A 19397-nucleotide genomic window follows, 5' to 3' on the forward strand; every position below is an offset into this window, starting at 1 on the left:
CTCACGGCTTCCAGTCGACGGGCAGGTTGGGCGCCTGGCTGCCACTCGGCGGGACCTGCAGGGTCTTCAGGGTGAACTCCATCACCTGCTTGAACACCGGGCCGCACAGCTGGCCGCCGAAGTGGCCGTTGACCGGCCCCTGGAGGGTGCAGGAGACGGTGACCCGGGGGGCGTCGGCGGGGGCGAAGCCGATGAAGGAGGCGGTGTAGCCGTCGTAGCCGACGCCGTTGGCGGCCCCCCGGTTGGCGGTGCCGGTCTTGCCGGCGACCCGGTAGCCGGGGATGGCGGCCTTGCCGCCGGTGCCCTGCTCGTCGTCGACGACCGATTCCAGCATCGACGTGAGGGTCTTGGCGGTCTCCGGGCTGACCACCCGGGTCTGCTCGCCCGCCGGGGTCGGGCTGTACTTGCCGTCCGGGCCGGTGACGCCCTGGACGACGCTCGGCGCCACCCGCACCCCGCCGTTGGCGATGGTCGAGTAGACCGAGGTGGCCTGGAGGGCGTTCATCTGCAGCGGGCCCTGGCCGAAGGAGATGTTGTACTTCTCCGAGGCGACGAGGTCCTCCGGCTTCTTGAGCATCCCCGGGGTCTCCCCGGGGAAGTTCAGGCCGGTCGGCCGGGCGACGCCGAACTTGCGCATGTAGCCGTCCAGCACCTTGTTCGCCTGCAGCTGGTTGCCGTCGCCGAGGGTCTCGACCGCCTCGATGGTGCCGATGTTGGAGGACTTGGCCAGCACCCCGGCCAGGGTGAGGTACCAGTCGCCGTGCTCGACGTCGTCCTTGAACTGCTGGCCGGCGCGCACCAGCCGGTTCGGCACGGTGACCTTGGTGTCCCAGTTGGCCTTGCCGGAGTCCAGCACGGCGGCCAGGCTCATCAGCTTGGCGGTGCTGCCCGGTTCGTACGCGTCGACCAGCGCGGGGTTGCCCAGCTGGGCCTGCTTGGACAGGCTCAGGTCGTTCGGGTTGAAGCCGGGCGCGGTGGCCATCGCGAGGACCTGGCCGGTCTTCACGTCCTGGACCACGACGTAGCCCTTCTCCGCGCCGGAGTTGGCCACCTGGTCGGTGATCGCCCGCTGGGCGGCCCACTGGATGTCCCGGTTGATGGTCAGCTTGACGTCGCTGCCGGCCACGGCCGGGTCCATCGAGCCGCCGGCGGTGGGCACCAGCCGCCCGCCCGCCTGGGCGTAGCTGCTGTGGCCGTCCTTGCCGGCCAGCTGCTGCTGGTACTGCAGTTCGAGCCCCCCTGCGCCCGCGCCCTCCCCGTTGACGAAGCCGACCAGGTTGGCGGCCAGCCCGCCGGCGGGGTAGACGCGCTTCTGGGTCTCCCGGTTGAACACCCCGGCCAGCGGGTTGGCGCACTCGTTGTCCACCCGGGCGCGCCCGCCCTGGTCGGCGGGCTTGCCCAGCAGCTTCTTCTGCAGCTGGCAGGCCCGCGAGCCGGCCTGCTTCTCCAGGCTCGCCTTGAGGTCGCTGATCTGGTTCTTGGCGGCCGGGGTCTGCTGGGCGGCGAGCCGCTTGTAGCGGGTCTTGGGGGTGTGCAGGTCGGCGGCGATCCTCTCCTTGGGCAGCCCGAGGATCGGCGACAGCAGCGCGGCCGCCTGCTCCGGCGCGTCCGGGATGCCGGTCGCCTCCGGGGTGAACATCGCCGGGTCGGCGGTGATGTCGTACGCGTCGACGGTGGCGGCCAGCGCCACGCCGTCCGCGGACGCTATCGAGCCGCGCTCGGCGGTGATCGGGATGTTCATGTAGCGGTTGTTGTTGGCGTCGGCGGCCAGCGCGTCGGAGTCCACCAGCTGGAGCTGGACGAGGCGGCCGGCGAACACCGAGAACACCAGCGACATCGCCACGGTGATCACCCGCAGGCGGCGCTTCGGCTCGGCCAGCTTGAGCGCCTTGGGGCGCAGCGCCGGGCGGGTCTTCGGGCGCGGCCGCACCGCCGCCTGGCTGCGGGCCGCCGGACGCTCCTCGGGGCGGCGCGGCTGCGGCGCACGCGGGGTACGGACGGCGGCGGTCTTGGCGGGCTGCGCCTTGGCCGACTGGCTGCGGGTCGGCTGGCCCTTGGCCGGCTGCCCCTGGGTGGGCTGTCCCTTGCCGGACTGGGCGCGCGGCGCGGCGCCCCGGGGTGCCGGGCGGCGGCTGCTGCCGGAGCCGGATCCCCCGGAGGGCTGACGAGGCGTGCTCATGCGACCACCTCGCCGCGCTCGGCAGGCGCTGCGCACGATGCGCTTCCCTCGATGGTCCGCGCGTTCCACTCGCTCATCGACCCGCACCCCCGTTCGACTGGGCCGGCGAGGCCGGGTTGAGCTGGATCACCGAGTCGCCGGCCGAGGCCGCCGTGGTCGGCGTCGTCGGCGTCGTCGGTGCGGTCGGTGCGCTCTGCGGAGCCGGCGACTGCCCGGCGCCCGGCTGAGGGGCGCTCGGCGTGGGCGCGGTCTTCGTCGGCCACGGCTCGGCCGTCGAACGCTTGACGGGCGGGCTGTCCTGCGCCGGGCCCGGGGTGCCGACCACCTTGCCGCCGTTCGGTACGTCCAGGAAGGCCATCCCGCCGGCCGGGACCATGCCCAGTTCGGCGGCCCGCCTGGCCAGCGCGTCCGGCGCCGAGCTCTTGTCGATCTCGTGCTGCAGGCTCTGCTGCTCGTCGGTCGCCTTGGTGGTCTGCTTCTGCAGCCGGGACAGCTCGAAGGAGCCCTCGTTGAGCGCCGTGTTCAGCGCCAGCAGCCCGAACAGCCCCGCCGCGAGCAGGGCCACGATGAGCACCGCGAACGGCGTGCGCCCCCGGACCGGGCGCTTCCCCGGCCGGACCGTGATGCGTGCCCTGCCCTGTCCGGGGAGTCCTCCCCGCCCCGCCCGGACCTCACCGGCCACCGGCCCCACTGCCTTCCTCCGCCCTTCGGACCCCGCCGGGCCGGTTCGTCAGCCCCGCTTGCTTCGGTCCCTGATCCTCTCCGCCACCCGCAGCCGTACGGGCGCGGCACGCCGGTTCTCCTCGATCTCCTCCTCGGTGGCCAGCTCGGCACCGCGGGTGATCAGTTTGAGCCAGGGCTGGTGCTCCTCCGGGATGAACGGCAGCCCCGGCGGGGCGGTGTTGGTCGCCCCGGCAGCGAAGTACTGCTTCACCAGGCGGTCCTCCAGCGACTGGTACGACATCACGACCATCCGACCGCCGATCGTGAGGACGTCCAGCGCCCCGGGGATCGCCCGGTCCAGGACCTCCAGCTCGCCGTTGACCTCGATCCGCAGCGCCTGGAACGTCCGCTTGGCCGGGTTCCCGCCGGTGCGGCGGGTCGCCGCCGGAATCGCGTTGCGCACCAACTCGACCAGACGCGCGCTCGTGGTGAACGGTTCCTTCGCCCGCTCCCGCACGATCACCGAGGCGATCTTCCCGGCGAACCGCTCCTCGCCGTAGAACTTGAGGATCCGGGCCAGCTCGCCGTGGCTGTAGGTGTTCAGCACCTCCGCCGCGCTGATCCCGCGGGTCTGGTCCATCCGCATGTCCAGCGGCGCGTCCTGGGCGTACGCGAAGCCGCGGTCCGCCTCGTCCAGCTGCATCGAGGAGACGCCGAGGTCGAACAGGACGCCGTCCACCCGGTCGATGCCCAGGCGCTCCAGCACCTCGGGGATCTCGTCGTACACGGCGTGCACCAGGGTGGCCCGGTCGCCGAACGGGGCCAGCCGCTCGCCCGACAGCTTCAGCGCCTGCGGGTCACGGTCCACCGCGACCAGCCGGACCTCGGGGAACTGGGTGAGCAGCGCCTCGCTGTGCCCGCCGAGGCCGAGCGTGGCGTCCACCACCACAGCACCGGGACGCGAGATCGCCGGAGCCAGTGCGTCCATGCACCGCTGCAGCATCACCGGGACGTGCTTGGGGCCCGGTTCGTTGGTGGTCATGCGCGACGGCGCCCTTCCTCGGTGCGGAGCAGCCCGACGTCCGGGAGCTGCGACCATTCTCGCCCACCGCCCCCCGGCACGACGAAGCGGCCCGTGGTCCCCGCCCGCTCAAGGGGAAGATCGTGACCGCCCGGCGCCGGGGAAGGTGCGCCAGGTGGCACGGAGCGGGTGGAGGCCACGGACCGCGTCGACCGGGCCGCACCGGCCGGGAACGCCCGGTTGACGGGCTCCGGCGGGTGTGCTCCACTGCGCCGCAAACTCTATCGCGCGGGCCTCGCCAGTCAATGGTCCGCTCCGGCGCACCACCCGGGCGGCGGTACGGATCGTCGCAGGTCGCGGCCGTCGGGGTGGCCCTGCGGCGGTCCGATCCGGGGGCCCACGGCAGCCGCCGCGCGCCCCCCATCCCGCGACCGCGTACGGACCACCTCGGGAGCAGCCGGGACAAACCGTCCCGTTGTGGCTATGCGCTCGATCACAGCGGCTCGTTCTGTAGCTCTCCGCCCCACCGCGGAGGCCGGAATCCCACTAACGTCGCCGCCATGACAGTGACTCCCGACCGGCCCACGCCGACCGCCGCTGCCGACTCCGCCCGCCCCACCATCATCGACCGCTTCGTCTCGGCCAACCGCGAGTACGCGGTGACCTTCCAGGACGGCGGCATGGACGCCCGCCCGGTGCAGAAGATCGCCGTGGTGGCCTGCATGGACGCCCGCCTCGACCTGTTCGCGGCGCTCGGCCTCGAACTCGGCGACGCGCACGTCATCCGCAACGCCGGCGGCGTCGTCACCGACGACACCATCCGGTCCCTGACCATCAGCCAGCGCGCCCTCGGCACCCGCTCGATCGCGCTCATCCACCACACCGGCTGCGGTCTGCTCGGCCTCACCGAGGACTTCCGCCGCGAGCTGGAGCTGGAAGTGGGCCAGCGCCCGCAGTGGGCGGTGGAGGCCTTCGTCGACCTGGACGGCGACGTCCGCCAGTCCATGCAGCGCGTGCGCACCTCCCCCTTCCTGCTGCACACCGACGACGTCCGCGGCTTCGTCTTCGACGTCCACACCGGCCTGCTGCGCGAGATCAAGTAGCCCCGGCCCCGGCCGGCCCCTCCCGGGCATTCGGCGACGGCCGAATGGTGACTTCTGGCCACCGCACGGGGGACAATGCGGCTGCCGGTCGGACCCCGAACCACCTGGGGCGGCCGGGCCGCAGGCCGCCTCCCCGACGCCGGATCCTCCATCGGAACCGTCCCCGGGACGGCCGCGTCAAGCATGGGGTGGGGTCCGGCCTCGGGACGGGGCGGGCACAGGGTGCCAGGGAGCGTAAACGGGTGACGAGCTACAACGATCAGGCCGGTCTCGGCGGTCCCGCAGGGGGCGAGCGGAGGACGGACGGGTACCAGCCGATCGGACTCCCCGAGCTCGCGGCGGTCGTGGACCGCGTCCGCGCCAACATCGAGAGCGTGATCGAGGGCAAGCCGGAGGCCGTCCGGATCGCCCTGACCGTCCTGCTCGCCGAGGGCCACCTGCTGCTGGAGGACGTCCCCGGCGTCGGCAAGACCATGCTGGCCAAGGCGCTGGCCCGGTCCGTCGACTGCACCGTGCGCCGCATCCAGTTCACGCCCGACCTGCTGCCCTCGGACGTCACCGGCACCAACATCTACGACCAGCAGCGGCGCGACTTCGAGTTCCGCCCGGGCGCGATCTTCGCCCAGATCGTGGTCGGCGACGAGATCAACCGCGCCTCGCCCAAGACCCAGTCCGCGCTGCTGGAGTCCATGGAGGAGCGCCAGGTCACCATCGACGGCACCAGCTACGAGTTGCCCTCGCCGTTCATGGTCGTGGCCACCCAGAACCCGGTCGAGATGGAGGGCACCTACCCCCTCCCCGAGGCCCAGCGCGACCGCTTCATGGCCCGGATCTCGATCGGCTACCCCAGCCCCGAGGCCGAGCTCGCGATGCTGGACGTGCACTCCGGCGCCAGCCCGCTGGAGGACCTGCAGCCCGTCGCGCACGCCGCCGACATCCTCAAGCTGATCGACCTCGTCCGCACCGTGCACATCGCCGACCCGGTCCGCCGCTACGCCGTCGACCTGGTCGGCGCGACCCGCACCAGCCACGAGCTGCGCCTGGGCGCCTCGCCGCGCGCCACCCTGCACCTGGTCCGGGCCGCCCGCGCCGCCGCCGCGCTGGACGGGCGCGACTACGTCACCCCGGACGACGTCCAGCGCCTCGCCGTCCCCGTCCTCGCGCACCGGCTGATGCCGACCGCCGAGACCCAGCTCAGCCGCCGCACCTCCGAGCAGATCGTGACCGACCTGGTCGCCCGGCTGCCGCTGCCGCGCCCGCAGGGCGGCCCGGCCGTCCGGAGGGGCTGAGGTGGCCCAGTCCGACTCAGCATCGGGACTGCGGGCCGGATTCCGCGGCCTCACCACCCGGGGCCGCTCCTTCCTCGCCGCCGGGATCACCGCGGTGGGCTGCGCCTACCTGCTCGGCCAGGACGCGCTGCTGCGCGTCGGCGTGCTGCTCGCCGCGCTGCCGCTGGTCGCCGTCGTGGTGGTCGCCAACACCCGCTACCGGGTGGCCAGCGGCCGCCGGCTCAGCCCGCGCCGGGCGATCGCCGGCCAGGAGGCCCGGGTCCACCTGCGGCTCGACAACGTCTCCCGGGTGCCCACCGGGCTGCTCCTCCTGGAGGACAAGGTCCCGTACGTGCTCGGGCCGCGGCCGCGCTTCGTACTGGACCGGGTCGAGCCGCGCGGCCACCGCGAGGTCTCCTACCGGGTCCGCTCCGACCTGCGCGGCCGCTACCCGCTCGGCCCGCTGCAGCTGCGGTTGTCCGACCCGTTCGGGATGTGCGAGGTGACCCGCGCCTTCACCGCCTCCGACGTCCTCACCGTCGTCCCGCAGATCCAGGCCCTGCCGCACGTCCGGCTCAGCGGCGAGTGGCTCGGCCAGGGCGAGAGCCACAGCCGCACCCTGGCGCTGGCCGGCGACGACGACGTGATCCTGCGCGAGTACCGGCCGGGCGACGACCTGCGCCGGGTGCACTGGCGCTCCACCGCCAAGTACGGCGAGCTGATGGTGCGCCGCGAGGAGCAGCCGCAGCGGGCCCGGGCCACCGTCCTGCTGGACACCCGCGAGATCGGCCACCGCGGCAGCGGCCCCGCCTCCTCCTTCGAGTGGGCGGTCAGCTGCGCCGCCTCCGTCGCCGCGCACCTGCTGGAGCGCGGCTACCAGACCCAGCTGCTCACCGACACCGGCCTGGCGGTGCCCGGCCCCGGCGCGGGCGGCAGCAACAGCGCCGCCGACACCTCCGGGCTGATCCTGGACGCCCTCGCGGTCGCCGACCTGTCCGACGGCGGCACGCTCTCCCGCGCCGAGGAGCCGCTGCGCACCGGCGGCGAGGGCCTGCTGGTCGCCGTCCTCGGCGAGCTGGACGACACCCAGACCGCCCGGCTGGGCCGGCTGCGCAGCCGCACCGGCGGCGCGATCGCCTTCCTGCTGGACACCGGCACCTGGGCCGGCCTGCGGATGCTCGCCCCGAACACCGGCGGCGACGAGGTCCGGGCCCGGGTCCGAAAGCTGCGCGAGGCCGGCTGGACGGTGATCCCGGTGCGCGCCGGCGACTCCCTGCCGGCCCTGTGGCGGGCCGTCGAAGGCGCCAAGACGACCGCCCCCAACCGAGAAGAGGCCGGCGCGTGACCACCCGGGCCAAACTGACCCTGTACTCGGCGCTGGCCACGTCCCTCGCCTCGCTCTGCATGCTGCCGCTGCTGACCTCACGCAGCTGGCTGACCCACGCCGTCCTGGTGATCGTCGTGCTCGCCGCGGTCGGCGCGGGCCTGCGCCGCTCCCCGCTGTACCGCTGGACGGTGCCGATCGGGCAGCTGCTGGTGCTGCTCCTGCTGATGCTGCTCGGCTTCGCCGGTGCCGGCGGGATGCTGCCCGGGCCGTCCACGATGCGGGTCCTGGACCAGGTCTTCGCCTCCGGACTGGACGACATCCAGCAGTACGCGATCCCCGCGCCGCCCACCCCCGGGCTGCGGCTGATCCTGGTCTCCGCGGTCGGCCTGATCGCCGTCGCGGTGGACACCGTCGCGGTGACCTACCGCCGGGCGGCGCTGGCCGGTCTGCCGCTGCTGGCGCTCTACTCGATCGGCAACGGCCTCGCCGGGGACCACGGCAGCTGGCTCTGGTTCGCCGTCGCCGCGGCCGGCTACCTGCTGCTGCTGTTCGTCGAGGGCCAGGACAGGGTGTCCCGCTGGGGCCGGATCTTCCGCGGCGGCGCGCGCGGCATGGTGAAATCGGAGTCGGTCAGCCCGGGCGGCCAGCAGGTCGGCATCCTGGCCCTGGCCGTGGCGATGCTGCTCCCGGCGGTCCTGCCGCAGTGGGGCGGCGGACTGCTGCACTCGGGCTCCGGCGGCTCGGGCGGCACGGGGCGCGGCGGGAGCGTGGCGACCAGCCTCGACCCGCTGGTCAGCCTGGAGGCCGCGATCACCAAGCCCACCGACGCCGAGCTGCTCAGCTACACCCTGGACAGCACGCTGGCCGACCAGGTCTACCTGCGGACCGGTTCGCTGGACCAGTTCGACGGCACCAACTGGAAGCTCGCCAGCACCACGGTCAGCGACCTCCCGACGACGCTGCCTCCCCCCGAGGGCCTGCACAACGCCAACGTCCCCCGGATCGAGGGCGACTTCCAGGTCAGCGACCTGGAGAACAGCTGGCTGCCGATGCCCTACCCGGCGGCCACCGTCCAGGTCCCCAACCGGGGCGACTGGCGGCTCGACCCGCTGACCCGCACCGTCGTCCCGGCCAACGACAAGGCGATCCGCGGCCTGCGGTACCACGTCAGCGCCCTGGACCTGCGGCCCACCGCCAACGAGCTGCGCCAGGCAGGCGCCGCACCGTCGAGCGTCCGGGAGCACTACACCGCCGTCCCGTCCGACCTGCCCTCCGTGGTCTCCGAGCAGGCCAGGTCGGTCACCTCCGGCGCGCAGAACGACTACGACCGGGCGATGGCGCTGGTGAACTGGTTCACCGGCCCGGACTTCAAGTACGACACCAGCGTCTCCGCCGGCACCGGCAGCAACGCGATCGCGGTCTTCCTGCGCGACCGCCGGGGCTTCTGCGTGCACTACGCCTCCACCATGGCGGCGATGGCCCGGGTGCTGAAGATCCCGGCCCGGGTCGCCGTCGGCTTCACCCCCGGCGACAACAAGGGCGGCAGCGTCTACTCGGTCACCGGCCGGATGTACCACGCCTGGCCCGAGCTGTACTTCAGCGGCTACGGCTGGCTGCGCTTCGAGCCGACCCCGAGCCGCGGCATCCCGACCCGCTACACCGAGGCGTCCAGCGCCCCGACCACCGCGCCGACCCAGCAGGCGACCGCCGCCCCGCAGTCCGCCTCGGCCGCCCCGGCGCCGTCCGCCAGCTCGGACTGCACCGCGAAGCAGCGCCAGCTGGGCGACTGCGGCCCCAAGGGCAAGGCCGTCGCAAACGCCGCCGAGGAGTCCTGGCTGCTGTCCGCGCAGGTGCTCGGCACCCTCGCCGCGGTGCTGGCGGTGATCGCGCTGCTGCTCCTCCCGATGTTCTGGCGCACGGCCGTGCGCCGTCGCCGGCTCGGCCGGAGCGGGCGGCGCAGGCCCGGCGGGGACGGCCCGGCGGAACTGACCGACGCCCAGGTGCTGGCCGCCTGGGACGAGCTGATCGACTCCGCCTGGGACCTCGGAATTCCCCCGGACGAGTCACGCACCCCGCGCTCGGCCGCACGACGGATCACCGAGAAGGCGGCCCTGGACGCGGACTCGGCGGCCGCCGCCGGCCGACTGGCGCTGGCCACCGAGCGGGTGCTCTACGCCCCGCCCGGGCAGCTGACCACGGCGCCGCTGGCCGCCGACGTCCAGACCGCCCGGCGCGGCCTGCGGGCGAACGCCGGCCGGGCCGGGCGGGCCCGGGCGCTGCTGCTGCCGCCGTCCTCCGCGCAGCTGTGGTGGCGGATCTCCGACGCCGTACGGGCGGCCAGGGCGGCCGTCGGCACCGCTGTGGGCCGGGCGGTCGAGGCGGTCTGCGCGCCGGTGCGGCGGGTCTTCACCCGGCGGCCCAAGCCGGACGCCCCGGAGTCCTGACCGGGGCCGGACACACGGACGCCAGGGGCGGGCAGTCGATCGACTGCCCGCCCCCGGCGTCTTGGCTCTGGATTCCGGCTTCCGGAGCGACCGCGGCTCAGAAGCCGCCGGTCTGCTCGTCCCGGCGGCGCTGCCAGCGCTGCTCGACCCGGTCCATCATCCCGGCCTTGCGGCGCGGGGCGGCGGCCGTACGGGGCCCGGAGCCCTGGCTCGCGGGCCCGCGGCGCCAGCCGGTCACGGCGAACACCGCGCACCCGAGCATCACCAGGAAGCCCACGACGCTGACCCAGATCTGGTCCGGGACGACCATGCCGCCCATCAGCAGGCCGATCCCCACCACGAAGCCGGCGACGGCCAGGTAGACCCGCCGGCGGGTGTAGGTGCGCAGCCCGGTTCCCTCAAGCGCCGACGCGAATTTGGGATCTTCGGCATACAGCGCTCGCTCCATCTGGTCGAGCAGTCGCTGCTCGTGCTCCGAGAGCGGCACGGAGTCCTCCTACTCGTCGGTCGCGGGTGCGACCGGTCCGCCCACCCCGGTCGGGGAGGCAAGTCCAATCAGCCATGGGGCACACGGTCGGACGCCTGTGCGGGGGCCCCGGCCCGTGTCGTCCATATGCCCCACGCATCCGGCTGTCATGCTTTCCGGCTTTACCCAGATCATACGGTCCGTGAGCCCGTTACGGAGTGGTCTGCGCCGCGTGGGACGGGCCACTTCCGGCGGGCACGGCCGCACCGGTGTCAACGCGCCACGCCCCGGACAAGTGCCCGATCGAATGGAATCGGTCCGGACCTGGGGACCTTCGCCCCCGGCGAACGGAAACCGGCCGGGTGCCGGGCGGCCGGCCCGCCCGGGGAACCGGCCGCGGTACGCAACGCGAACCGCCGCCGTACGGCGTGCGAACCGTACGGCGGCGGAAGGTTTCGCGAAGGCCTCGCGAAGATGTCCGGGCGGACGGTTCAGGCCAGCGTGGCCAGCAGGTGCAGCTGGGTCGCCACCGCGTGGAAGTCGGGCTGCCCGGCGGCGGCCTCCTCCAGCTTCAGCAGCGCCTCCAGCGCGCCCGGCTCGGTGTCCACCAGGACGCCGGGGACGAGGTCGGCGAAGACCCGGATGCCGTGCACCGACTCCACCCGCAGGCCCGCGGCCTCGGCCAGCCGGCCCAGCTCCTCGCCGGTGAAGCGGCGCGGCATCGGGTCCTGGTCGCCCCAGCGGCCGTCGGCGGCGGAGAGCACCGTCCGGGCCTCGTTGAAGTGGCCGGCCAGCGCGCGGGCCAGCACGGCACCGTTGCGGTTGGCGGCCAGCAGGCTGACCAGGCCGCCCTTGCGCAGGGTGCCGGCCAGGCTGCCGAGCGCCTCGGCCGGGTCGTCCACGACCTCCAGCACGCCGTGGCAGAGCACCGCGTCCACGCTGCCGGGGGCGACCAGCTCGGGCAGGGTCTGGGTGTCGCCCTGGACGGCCCGCACCAGGTCCGTCACGCCGGCCTCGGCGGCCCGGCGCTCCAGGGCGAACAGGGCGTCCGGGCTGGGGTCGACCACGGTGACCCGGTGGCCGAGCTTGGCCACCGGCACGGCGAAGTTTCCGGTGCCGCCGCCGGTGTCGACCACGTCGAGCACCGGCTGGTCCAGCTCGGCGGCCCGCTTCTCCAGGGCCGCCCGCACCACCTCCCACACCACGGCGGTACGCAGGGCGCTGCGGGGACGCGTCGGGTACAAGGTCGGGCTCCTCGGCACGTGCGATTCGATCAGGATGCCCCCCACCTTATGCCTGACGGCCCTGCGTCCTGAGCCTGACGGGCCCTATATCCGCGCCCCGCCGGGCGGGCCGTCGCCGTCCAGCGGCAGTCGCGGCGCGGGCGGGACCGCCCGCAGGCCCAGCAGCCGCTCGACCAGGCGCAGGAACAGGGCGGAGTTGCGGATCAGGTCGTCGGCGTCGCGGGCCGACGCGGCGCCCCGGATCCCGGCCTCGGCGGCGGCCCTGCGGCGCGCCCCGGCACCGTAGTAGAGCGCCCACTCGGCGAGCTCCGGGGCGACCTCGGGCAGCACCTCCCAGGCGCTGCGGATGGCCTTGCGACGGCGGGGGCTCTTCTCCGGGCGGCCGCGCACCGCCAGGACGGCCGCCACCGTGCGCAGCGCGGCCAGGTGGGCGGTGGCGTAGCGCTCCAGCGGGTCCTCCAGGGCGCGGGCCCGGGCGAGGGTGCGGTGCGCGTCGGCGAGCAGGTCGAGGGCGGCCGGCGGCGCGGCGACCCGGCGCAGCACGGGGTGGACGTCCGCTCCGGCGGGGCGACCACCGGACGGGCCCGGGGCGTGCGGCAGGGCGGCGGAGTGGAGGCGGGCGGTGACGGGCTCAGGATGGCTGATGGTCATGGTCTCCCCCGTTCCGAGGCAGCGCGCGGACCGGGTGGTCCGTGCCCCTCCATCGTGAACGGCACCACTGACAATCGGCCGGGACGGCCGCTCGGCCGTTCCGCCGGGAATGCAAAGCGGCGGCGGGCGCGGGCCCTCCCCCGGACCGCGCCGCCGCCGTGTGCCGTCGCTCCGCCGTTCCCCCCGTGGGCGGCGGTGGCGAACTCCCCCCGTGGCCGGTCTCCCCCGGCCCGCTCCGCCGCCCCGTGTCGGCGGTGCGGGGACCGTGACCAGCCCCGTCGCGGATCCTTCACGGATCCGCCACCCGAGTGGGCCGCGCCCGACGCGCCGCCCTCCCGGGTGCCACTACTCTCCCGTCTCCGCAGGTCGCAGGCCATCCGCTGTCGTACTCAACCGTGCATCTGAGTATCCGTACTCAGTCCCCCGGTCCCGGAACCGGGACGGGTGCGCGCGGCGTCCCGGGTGCCGGTACGGTACGGCGGGGCCGGGCGGAACCGGCCCGGGTTCTGCGAGGAAGGGGGAGGCCATGACGATCCTGCCGCTGATCTTCACCAGCGGACTGGCCAGCGGCATCAACGCGTACGCGGTGGTGCTGCTGCTCGGCCTGTTGGGCAGGTTCGCCGACGCGCAGTCGGTGCCGCACGCGCTGGAGCGCACGGACGTGCTGATCGCGGCCGCCGTGCTGTTCGCGCTGGAGGCGGTGGCAGACAAGATCCCGTACGTGGACAGCGTCTGGGACGTGGTGCACACCGTGATCCGGCCGATCGCCGGCGCCACCGTCGGCGTGCTGATCGCGAGCAACGACCCCGGCTCGCTCAGCGAGGTCGCGGCCGGGGCGATGGGTGGCACCACCGCGCTGGTCAGCCACCTGGTGAAGGCCTCGCTGCGGATGGCCGTCAACACCTCCCCCGAACCGGCCAGCAACATCGTGGTCAGCATGGCGGAGGACCTCTCGGTGGCCGGCCTGGTCACCCTGGCGATCTTCCACCCCTGGCTGGCCGCCTCGATCGCCGCCGTGGTCCTGGCCGTCGGCCTGCTGCTGGTCTGGCTGGCGATCAGCAAGATCCGCGCCTTCCGGGCCCGCCGCCGCGAACGCAAGGCCGCCCGGGCCGCGGGAACCGCCCGGCCGGCGGAGAACGTGTACGCGCGGCAGCCCTAGAGACGGGCCCTAGGATCGGGTGCCATGGCACGGATCGTCATCATCGGCGCAGGAATGAGCGGGCTCGCGGCGGCCTCCCGGCTGGCGACCCTCGGCCACCGGGTGACGGTCTGCGAGGCGGGCGGCACGTACGGGGGCATGGTCGGCCGGTACGAGCGGGACGGTTTCGCCTTCGACACCGGGCCCGGGCTGCTCGCCCTCCCGGCCGTCTACCGCGACCTCGCGCTGAAGACCGGCAAGGAGCCGCTGGAGCAGCTGGTCGAGCTGGCCCCGGTCGAGCCGGAGAGCCGGCACGTCTTCCCCGACGGCACCGTCGTCACCCTGCCCAACGCCTCCCGCGGCGGCGTCAGCCAGGCCCTGGACACGGCCTTCGGCACCGGCTCCGGCGCCCGCTGGAGCGAGGTGATGAACCAGGGCCGGACGGTCTGGGAGGCCACCCGCCGCCCGCTGCTCGAAGAGCCGCTCCCGGCCGACCGCGCGTTCCTGGGCACCGACCCGTACCCCGTCCCGCCGCGCACCGGCCTGGCCCGGCTGCGCCGCCCCGCCCCGTGGACCCTGCGCGACGTGGCGGCCCGCCGGCTGGACGGCCACCCGGGGCTGACCGCCCTGCTGTACGAGCCCGCGGTCCGGTACGGCTTCGTGCCCGGCCGGGCCCCCGCCGGGGCCACCGTGCTGCCGTACATGGAGCAGTCCTTCGGCGTCTGGTACGTCCGGGGCGGCCTGCGGGCCCTGGCGGAGGCGGTGTACCGGCGGTGCGAGCTGCGCAAGGTCGGGTTCCGCTTCGACACGCCCGTCACCCGGATCGTCGTCGAGGACGGCCAGGCGTGCGGTGTGGAGACGGCGGGCGGCCGGATCGACGCGGACCTGGTGGTCTCGGCGATGGACGCCGACGCGCTGTTCGGCGGCGGGCTGGCCGAGTGGCCGGGCCGGCCGGCCGCGGCGTGGCGGCCGTCCGGGGCGCCGGGCCGCTTCACCCTGCTGCTCGCCCTGCGCGGCCCGCGGCCGGAGGGCACCGCGCACCGCACGGTGGTGCACGCGGCCGACCTCGCCGCCGAGGAGCGCGCCCTGACCCTCGACGCCCCGCTCTGCGAGCGCCCCACCGTGCAGGTGCTGCGCCCGGACGACCCGGCGCTGCGCCCCGACGACGCGCACGAGAGCGTGGTGCTGACCGCGACCGTGCCCGCCCAGGGCGGGGTCGACTGGACCGCCCCCGGCGTCGCCGAGCGTTACGCCGACGCGCTGCTCGCCCACGTCGACGCGGCCGGGCTCGGCCTGCGCGAGCGGGTGCTGTGGCGGGTCGTGCGCACCCCGGAGGACACCCGCCGGGAGACCGGCGCCCTCGGCGGCTCGGTCGCGCTGCCGGTCCTCGCCGGAGCCGACGGCGACTGGCTGAAGACCGCCAACGAGTCCCCCGTGCCCGGCCTCTACCTCGTCGGCGGCACCGCCCACCCCGGCGGCGGGCTCGCCCGCGTCGGCATGTCGGCCTGCATCGCGGCCAACCTGGTCGGCCCGGCGTAGCCGGGGCCGCCGGGGGCCCGGGTCAGCCCTGGTGCCAGGTGTTCTGCTGCTGGTAGCCGTAGTTCTGGTCGTACGCCGGCTGCTGCGGGATGCCCTGGGTGTGCGGGTCGGGCTGGGGCTGCCACTGCTGGTGCTGCTGGGCGTTCGGGTCCCAGGCCGCCTGCTGGAGCTGCTGCTCCTGCTGGTAGCCCGCGTAGTGGTCCTGCTGCTGCACGTAGCCGCCGTACGGGTCCTGCTGCTGCGGGCTCTGCTGCGGGTAGCCGCCGTAGGACTGGTCGTAGGCGACGGCGGGCTGCTGCTGGGTCTGCCACTGCTGCTGGTCGTAGCCGCCCTGGTAGGCGGCGGCGTACGGGTCCTGGGGCTGCTGCTGCGGCTGCTGCTCGTAGTACGAGGAGGCGTAGACGCCGTCCTGGGCGAGCTCCTGCATCTCGAAGGCCGCGGTCTGCTCGACCTCCGGCACCTCCTCGTGCACCGGCTGGGCGGCCGGGGGCTCCTCGACGGCGCTGACCTCGCCGATCCGCTCCTCGGCGACCGCGACGGCCGCCACCGCGGCCGCGCCGCCGGTCAGGGCGCCGAGCAGCGGCACCTTGGCGAGCGGGCCGGGCAGGCTGCCGTCGGCCTTCCGCAGGGACCAGCCGTTCCGGTAGCCGCGCTTGACCGAGAGGGTGACGAAGGCCTGGCCGACGGCGAACAGCGCCGCGCCGGCCCCGATCACCACGACCGATCCGAGGCTCATCCCGGCGGCCACGCCCAGGAAGCCGGCCAGGGCCAGTACCCGCCAGTGCAGCGGTGCCCGGTTCTGCAGCAGCACCTCGGCGACCAGCCAGAGGGCCACCACCGCCAACGCGACGTACAGCAGCAGGTATCCGATGCCCATCCGCCTGCTACCTCTCAGTCGCGTGCCCGCGCGAGGACGCCGCGCGTGTGCGGCGACTGTACCGGTTCAACGGCCGGGGTACCGCATCGCGTTCCCGCCCACCCGGCACCGGCCGCACACGACCGAGCCCGTCACCGTCGGGACGGTGACGGGCTCGTGAACACCCGGCGCGGGCAGGGCGGTCAGGGAAGGGAGCACCCGCAGGCCGCAGGCCGTACCTAGGGCCGGTGCAGGCCCAGGTTCTGGTAGATCTCCAGCGTCGCCGTCGAGTGGTTCAGCGTGATGAAGTGCAGGCCGGGCGCGCCCTCGGCGAGGAGGCGTTCGGCCATCGCCGTGGCGTGCTCCATGCCGACGGCCCGCAGCGCCGCCGGGTCGTCGATGGCCGCCCGCAGGCGGGCCTCCAGGTCGGCGGGGAAGGGCGCGCCGCTGAGCTGCGGGAAGCGCTCCAGCTGCTTGGCGTTGGTCACCGGCATGATCTCCGGGATGATCGGCGTCTCGCAGCCCGCGGCGGTCACCCGGTCGCGCAGCCGCAGGTAGTCGTCCACCTCGAAGAACATCTGGGTGATCGCGTAGTCGGCCCCGGAGCGGATCTTCGCCACGAAGTGCCGGATGTCCTCGTCCCAGTCGGTCGACCGCGGGTGCATGTTCGGCGAGGCCGCGACGCCCACGCAGAAGTCGCCGATGCCCTTGATCAGCTCCACCAGCTCGTAGGCGTAGGTGACGCCGTCGGGGTGCTTGACCCACTCGCCCATCGGGTCGCCGGGCGGGTCGCCCCGGACGGCGAGGACGTTGCGCACGCCCTGGTCGGCGTACTGGCCGATGATGTTGCGCAGCTCCGCGATCGAGTGGTCCACGGCGGTCAGGTGGGCGACCGGGGTCAGCGTGGTCTCGGTCGCGATCCGGCCGACCATGTTGACGGTTCGCTCGCGCGAGGAGCCGCCGGCGCCGTACGTCATGCAGACGAAGTTGGGGTCCAGCGGTTCGAGTCGGCGGATGGCGTCCCAGAGTTTCTGCTCGCCGACCTCGCTGCGCGGCGGCATGAACTCGAAGGAGAAGGAGCGCTTGCCGGCCGCCAGGAGGTCGCGGACCGTCAGTGCGCGATCCGTTCTCGTGGAAGCGATACCGAGTGCCATGCTGGCAGGCTATCCGGCCTCCGCGGAGGCCGGACAACCGTATTCCACGGATTGAGACAAGTGACGGACGGCATTCCGCTTGAGCCGGGGCGACTCCCGGGGCCGCTCGCACACCCGTTCCCAGCCGCCCCGCTACGCTTGCTGCACCCCAGAGAACCAGCGGAGCCCCATCGTGACCTCGTCCAGCACCCGGCCGGCCAACCCCATTGACGTGGAGGACGTCCGCACACGTGTCAACGCCGCGCTCGCCGCGTTCATGGACGGCCAGTCCGCGATGCTCGGCGCGATCTCGCCCCAGCTGGTCCCGGCCGCCGACGCGCTGCGCGACTTCCTGCTGGACGGCGGCAAGCGGCTGCGCCCGGCCTTCTGCTACTGGGGCTGGCGCGGCGCCGGCGGCCCGGCCGAGGGGGCGGGCGGCGAGGGGATCGCCAACGCGGCGGCCGCCCTGGAGCTGCTCCAGGCGAGCGCCCTGGTGCACGACGACCTGATGGACCGCAGCGACACCCGCCGCGGCCTGCCCTCGATCCACCGCCGCTTCGAGGCGCTGCACCGCGACAGCGGCTGGCGCGGCGACCGCGAGCAGTACGGCGCCTCGGCCGCCGTCCTGCTCGGCGACCTGCTGCTGATCTGGTGCGACGAGCTGTTCCTGCGCTCGGGCCTGGAGCCGGCCGCGGTGCTGGCCGCCAAGCCGGTGTTCGACCTGATGCGCACCGAGGTCATGCTCGGCCAGTACCTGGACGTGCTGGAGCCGGTGGCCGGCGACTCGACGGACGAGGGCGCGCTGGACCGGGCGCAGACCGTGCTGCACTACAAGTCGGCGAAGTACACGATCGAGCGACCGCTGCAGGTCGGCGCGCTGCTGGCGGGCGCCGGACCGGAGCTGGTCGAGGCCTTCGGGGCGTTCGGGCTCCCGCTGGGCGAGGCCTTCCAGCTGCGGGACGACCTGCTCGGCGTCTTCGGGGACCCGGCCGTCACCGGCAAGCCGGCCGGCGACGACCTGCGCGAGGGCAAGCGCACCCTGCTGGTCGCGCACGCGATGCGGGGCCTGTCGGCCGCCGACGCCCGGCACCTGGACGAGCGGCTCGGCGCGCCGGACCTGGCGCCCGAGGAGGTTGCCGGGCTGCGCGAGCTGGTCGCCCGCAGCGGCGCGCCCGAGCTGGTGGAACACCGGATCGAGGAGCTGATGCGGCAGTCGCTGGCCGCGCTGGAGGCGGCGCCGCTGGTGGACGAGCGGGCCCGCCGGGTGCTGCTGGCCCTGGCCGAGGCCGCCACCGTCCGCAAGTACTGAGGGACGGCGGCGGCCCGGGGGGTCAGCTGGACCGCACGCGCCGGGACAGCTCGGCGGCGGCCGCCCGCGGGTCCTCCGCAGCGGTGATGGCCCGGACCACGACGATCCGGCGGGCACCGGCGGCCAGCACCTCGTCCAGGTTGCCGAGGTCGATCCCGCCGATGGCGAACCACGGCCGGTCGGTGGCCTGCTTCGCCGCGTACGACACCAGGCCGAGGCCCGGCGCCGGGCGGCCCGGCTTGGTCGGGGTCGGCCAGACCGGGCCGGTGCAGAAGTAGTCCACCCCGGGCTCGGCGACCGCCGCGTCCACCTCGGACTCGGCGTGGCAGGACCGGCCGATCAGGACGTCCTCGCCCAGGATCGCCCGGGCGGCCGGCACCGGCAGGTCGTCCTGGCCGAGGTGCAGCACGTCCGGCCGGGCCGCGTGGGCGACGTCGGCGCGGTCGTTGACGGCCAGCAGCTTGCCGTGGCGGCGGCAGGCGTCGGCGAAGACCTCCAGCGCCTCCAGTTCCTGCTTGGCCTCCAGGCCCTTGTCGCGCAGCTGGACGATGTCCACGCCGCCCGCCAGCGCCGCGTCCAGGAACTCGGCGAGGTCGCCCTGCTCCCGGCGCGCGTCGGTGCACAGGTAGAGCCGGGCGTCGGCCAGCCGCTCGCGCAGCGTGTCCGCCGCCATCAGATCAGCATCGCCTGGGCGCGGCGCTTGACCTCGGTGCCGCGGTTCTCCCGCAGCGCCTGGATCGGGCTGCCGGGCAGCGACGGGTCCTCGGTGAAGAGCCACTCCAGGATCTCCACGTCGTTGTACCCGCAGTCCCGCAGGACGGTCAGGGTGCCGGACAGGTGCTTGACCAGCCCCTGCCCGTCGATGAACGCCGCCGGGACCTGCAGCGACTTGTTCGGGCCCCGCCGGACGGCGATCAGGCCGCCGTTCTTGACCAGGTCACGCACCTCGGTGACCCGGACCCCCCACTGCTCCGAAATGTCGGGCAGGTACATCCACTCGGTGACCAGGGATTCAATGTTGCTTTCGATCTCACTCACGCCACCAGACTGCCACCT

General features: G+C 74.3%; 17 protein-coding genes. 7 read left to right on the plus strand and 10 right to left on the minus strand.

Features of this window, described 5'->3' with window-relative positions; genetic code table 11:
• Position 1 precedes the first annotated feature (1 nt).
• From OP86_RS04165 to rsmH, 3 genes are all read right to left on the minus strand, one after another.
• The gene (locus OP86_RS04165) at positions 2-2179 is read right to left on the minus strand and encodes a peptidoglycan D,D-transpeptidase FtsI family protein (protein ID WP_078588660.1); all 2178 of its coding nucleotides are present in this window, start codon (positions 2177-2179) and stop codon (positions 2-4) included.
• 73 nt (positions 2180-2252) lie between these two features.
• The gene (ftsL, locus tag OP86_RS37370) at positions 2253-2753 is read right to left on the minus strand and encodes a cell division protein FtsL (protein WP_063832290.1); all 501 of its coding nucleotides are present in this window, start codon (positions 2751-2753) and stop codon (positions 2253-2255) included.
• 156 nt (positions 2754-2909) lie between these two features.
• Positions 2910-3884: a 16S rRNA (cytosine(1402)-N(4))-methyltransferase RsmH gene (gene rsmH / locus OP86_RS04175; protein WP_030257221.1), complete on the minus strand. Its 975-nt coding sequence runs from the start codon at positions 3882-3884 to the stop codon at positions 2910-2912.
• A 539-nt stretch (positions 3885-4423) separates the two neighbouring features.
• On the opposite strand from rsmH, the gene OP86_RS04180 reads away from it, so the two are divergent.
• The 4 genes from OP86_RS04180 (at position 4424) to OP86_RS04195 (ending at position 10005) form a co-directional block, all read left to right on the plus strand.
• Positions 4424-4966, plus strand: a complete 543-nt coding sequence (locus OP86_RS04180; protein WP_030060158.1) for a beta-class carbonic anhydrase — start codon at positions 4424-4426, stop codon at positions 4964-4966.
• Positions 4967-5283: 317 nt separating this feature from the next.
• Positions 5284-6255 (plus strand): AAA family ATPase, encoded by a 972-nt coding sequence (locus tag OP86_RS04185; RefSeq protein ID WP_033330965.1) that lies wholly within the window; start codon positions 5284-5286, stop codon positions 6253-6255.
• A 1-nt stretch (position 6256) separates the two neighbouring features.
• The gene (locus tag OP86_RS04190; RefSeq protein ID WP_030257224.1) at positions 6257-7579 is read left to right on the plus strand and encodes a DUF58 domain-containing protein; all 1323 of its coding nucleotides are present in this window, start codon (positions 6257-6259) and stop codon (positions 7577-7579) included.
• On the plus strand, positions 7576-10005 hold the full coding sequence (locus OP86_RS04195; protein ID WP_030257227.1) for a transglutaminase TgpA family protein: 2430 nt from the start codon (positions 7576-7578) through the stop codon (positions 10003-10005). The genes OP86_RS04190 and OP86_RS04195 overlap by 4 nt, the downstream gene beginning before the upstream one ends.
• A 97-nt stretch (positions 10006-10102) precedes the next feature.
• Here the strand turns inward: OP86_RS04195 and OP86_RS04200 are convergent, their stop codons facing one another.
• The 3 genes from OP86_RS04200 to OP86_RS04210 all read right to left on the minus strand — a co-directional run bounded on the left by OP86_RS04200 (position 10103) and on the right by OP86_RS04210 (position 12366).
• Positions 10103-10492: a DUF3040 domain-containing protein gene (locus OP86_RS04200; protein ID WP_030060163.1), complete on the minus strand. Its 390-nt coding sequence runs from the start codon at positions 10490-10492 to the stop codon at positions 10103-10105.
• A 470-nt stretch (positions 10493-10962) separates the two neighbouring features.
• Positions 10963-11715, minus strand: a complete 753-nt coding sequence (locus tag OP86_RS04205) for a methyltransferase domain-containing protein (protein WP_033330949.1) — start codon at positions 11713-11715, stop codon at positions 10963-10965.
• Positions 11716-11799: 84 nt separating this feature from the next.
• On the minus strand, positions 11800-12366 hold the full coding sequence (locus OP86_RS04210; RefSeq protein ID WP_157849661.1) for an SAV_6107 family HEPN domain-containing protein: 567 nt from the start codon (positions 12364-12366) through the stop codon (positions 11800-11802).
• A 526-nt stretch (positions 12367-12892) separates the two neighbouring features.
• On the opposite strand from OP86_RS04210, the gene OP86_RS04215 reads away from it, so the two are divergent.
• Both OP86_RS04215 and OP86_RS04220 read left to right on the plus strand, forming a co-directional pair.
• Entirely contained in the window at positions 12893-13525 is a 633-nt protein-coding gene (locus OP86_RS04215; protein WP_030060166.1) for a DUF4126 domain-containing protein, read from the plus strand.
• Positions 13526-13549: 24 nt separating this feature from the next.
• Entirely contained in the window at positions 13550-15043 is a 1494-nt protein-coding gene (locus OP86_RS04220; RefSeq protein ID WP_030257232.1) for a phytoene desaturase family protein, read from the plus strand.
• A gap of 22 nt (positions 15044-15065) precedes the next feature.
• Here the strand turns inward: OP86_RS04220 and OP86_RS36415 are convergent, their stop codons facing one another.
• Both OP86_RS36415 and metF read right to left on the minus strand, forming a co-directional pair.
• Positions 15066-15920 carry a hypothetical protein gene (locus OP86_RS36415; protein ID WP_051829666.1) on the minus strand — a complete coding sequence of 285 codons (855 nt, stop codon included), beginning with the start codon at positions 15918-15920 and terminating at the stop codon, positions 15066-15068.
• A 218-nt stretch (positions 15921-16138) separates the two neighbouring features.
• Positions 16139-17053: a methylenetetrahydrofolate reductase [NAD(P)H] gene (metF, locus tag OP86_RS04230; RefSeq protein WP_030060169.1), complete on the minus strand. Its 915-nt coding sequence runs from the start codon at positions 17051-17053 to the stop codon at positions 16139-16141.
• A gap of 172 nt (positions 17054-17225) precedes the next feature.
• Between metF and OP86_RS04235 the strand changes: the two genes are divergently transcribed.
• On the plus strand, positions 17226-18341 hold the full coding sequence (locus OP86_RS04235; RefSeq protein WP_030257235.1) for a polyprenyl synthetase family protein: 1116 nt from the start codon (positions 17226-17228) through the stop codon (positions 18339-18341).
• A 22-nt stretch (positions 18342-18363) separates the two neighbouring features.
• Here OP86_RS04235 and thiE read toward each other — a convergent pair whose 3' ends face one another.
• Together thiE and OP86_RS04245 are read right to left on the minus strand one after the other, a co-directional pair.
• Positions 18364-19014 carry a thiamine phosphate synthase gene (gene thiE / locus OP86_RS04240; RefSeq protein WP_030257238.1) on the minus strand — a complete coding sequence of 217 codons (651 nt, stop codon included), beginning with the start codon at positions 19012-19014 and terminating at the stop codon, positions 18364-18366.
• Positions 19014-19379, minus strand: a complete 366-nt coding sequence (locus OP86_RS04245) for an Rv2175c family DNA-binding protein (RefSeq protein WP_030060172.1) — start codon at positions 19377-19379, stop codon at positions 19014-19016. Before OP86_RS04245 ends, thiE begins: the two co-directional genes overlap by 1 nt.
• Positions 19380-19397 lie beyond the last annotated feature (18 nt).

The organism is Streptomyces novaecaesareae, from assembly GCF_000716875.1.
Taxonomy (GTDB): Bacteria; Actinomycetota; Actinomycetes; order Streptomycetales; family Streptomycetaceae; genus Kitasatospora; species Kitasatospora novaecaesareae.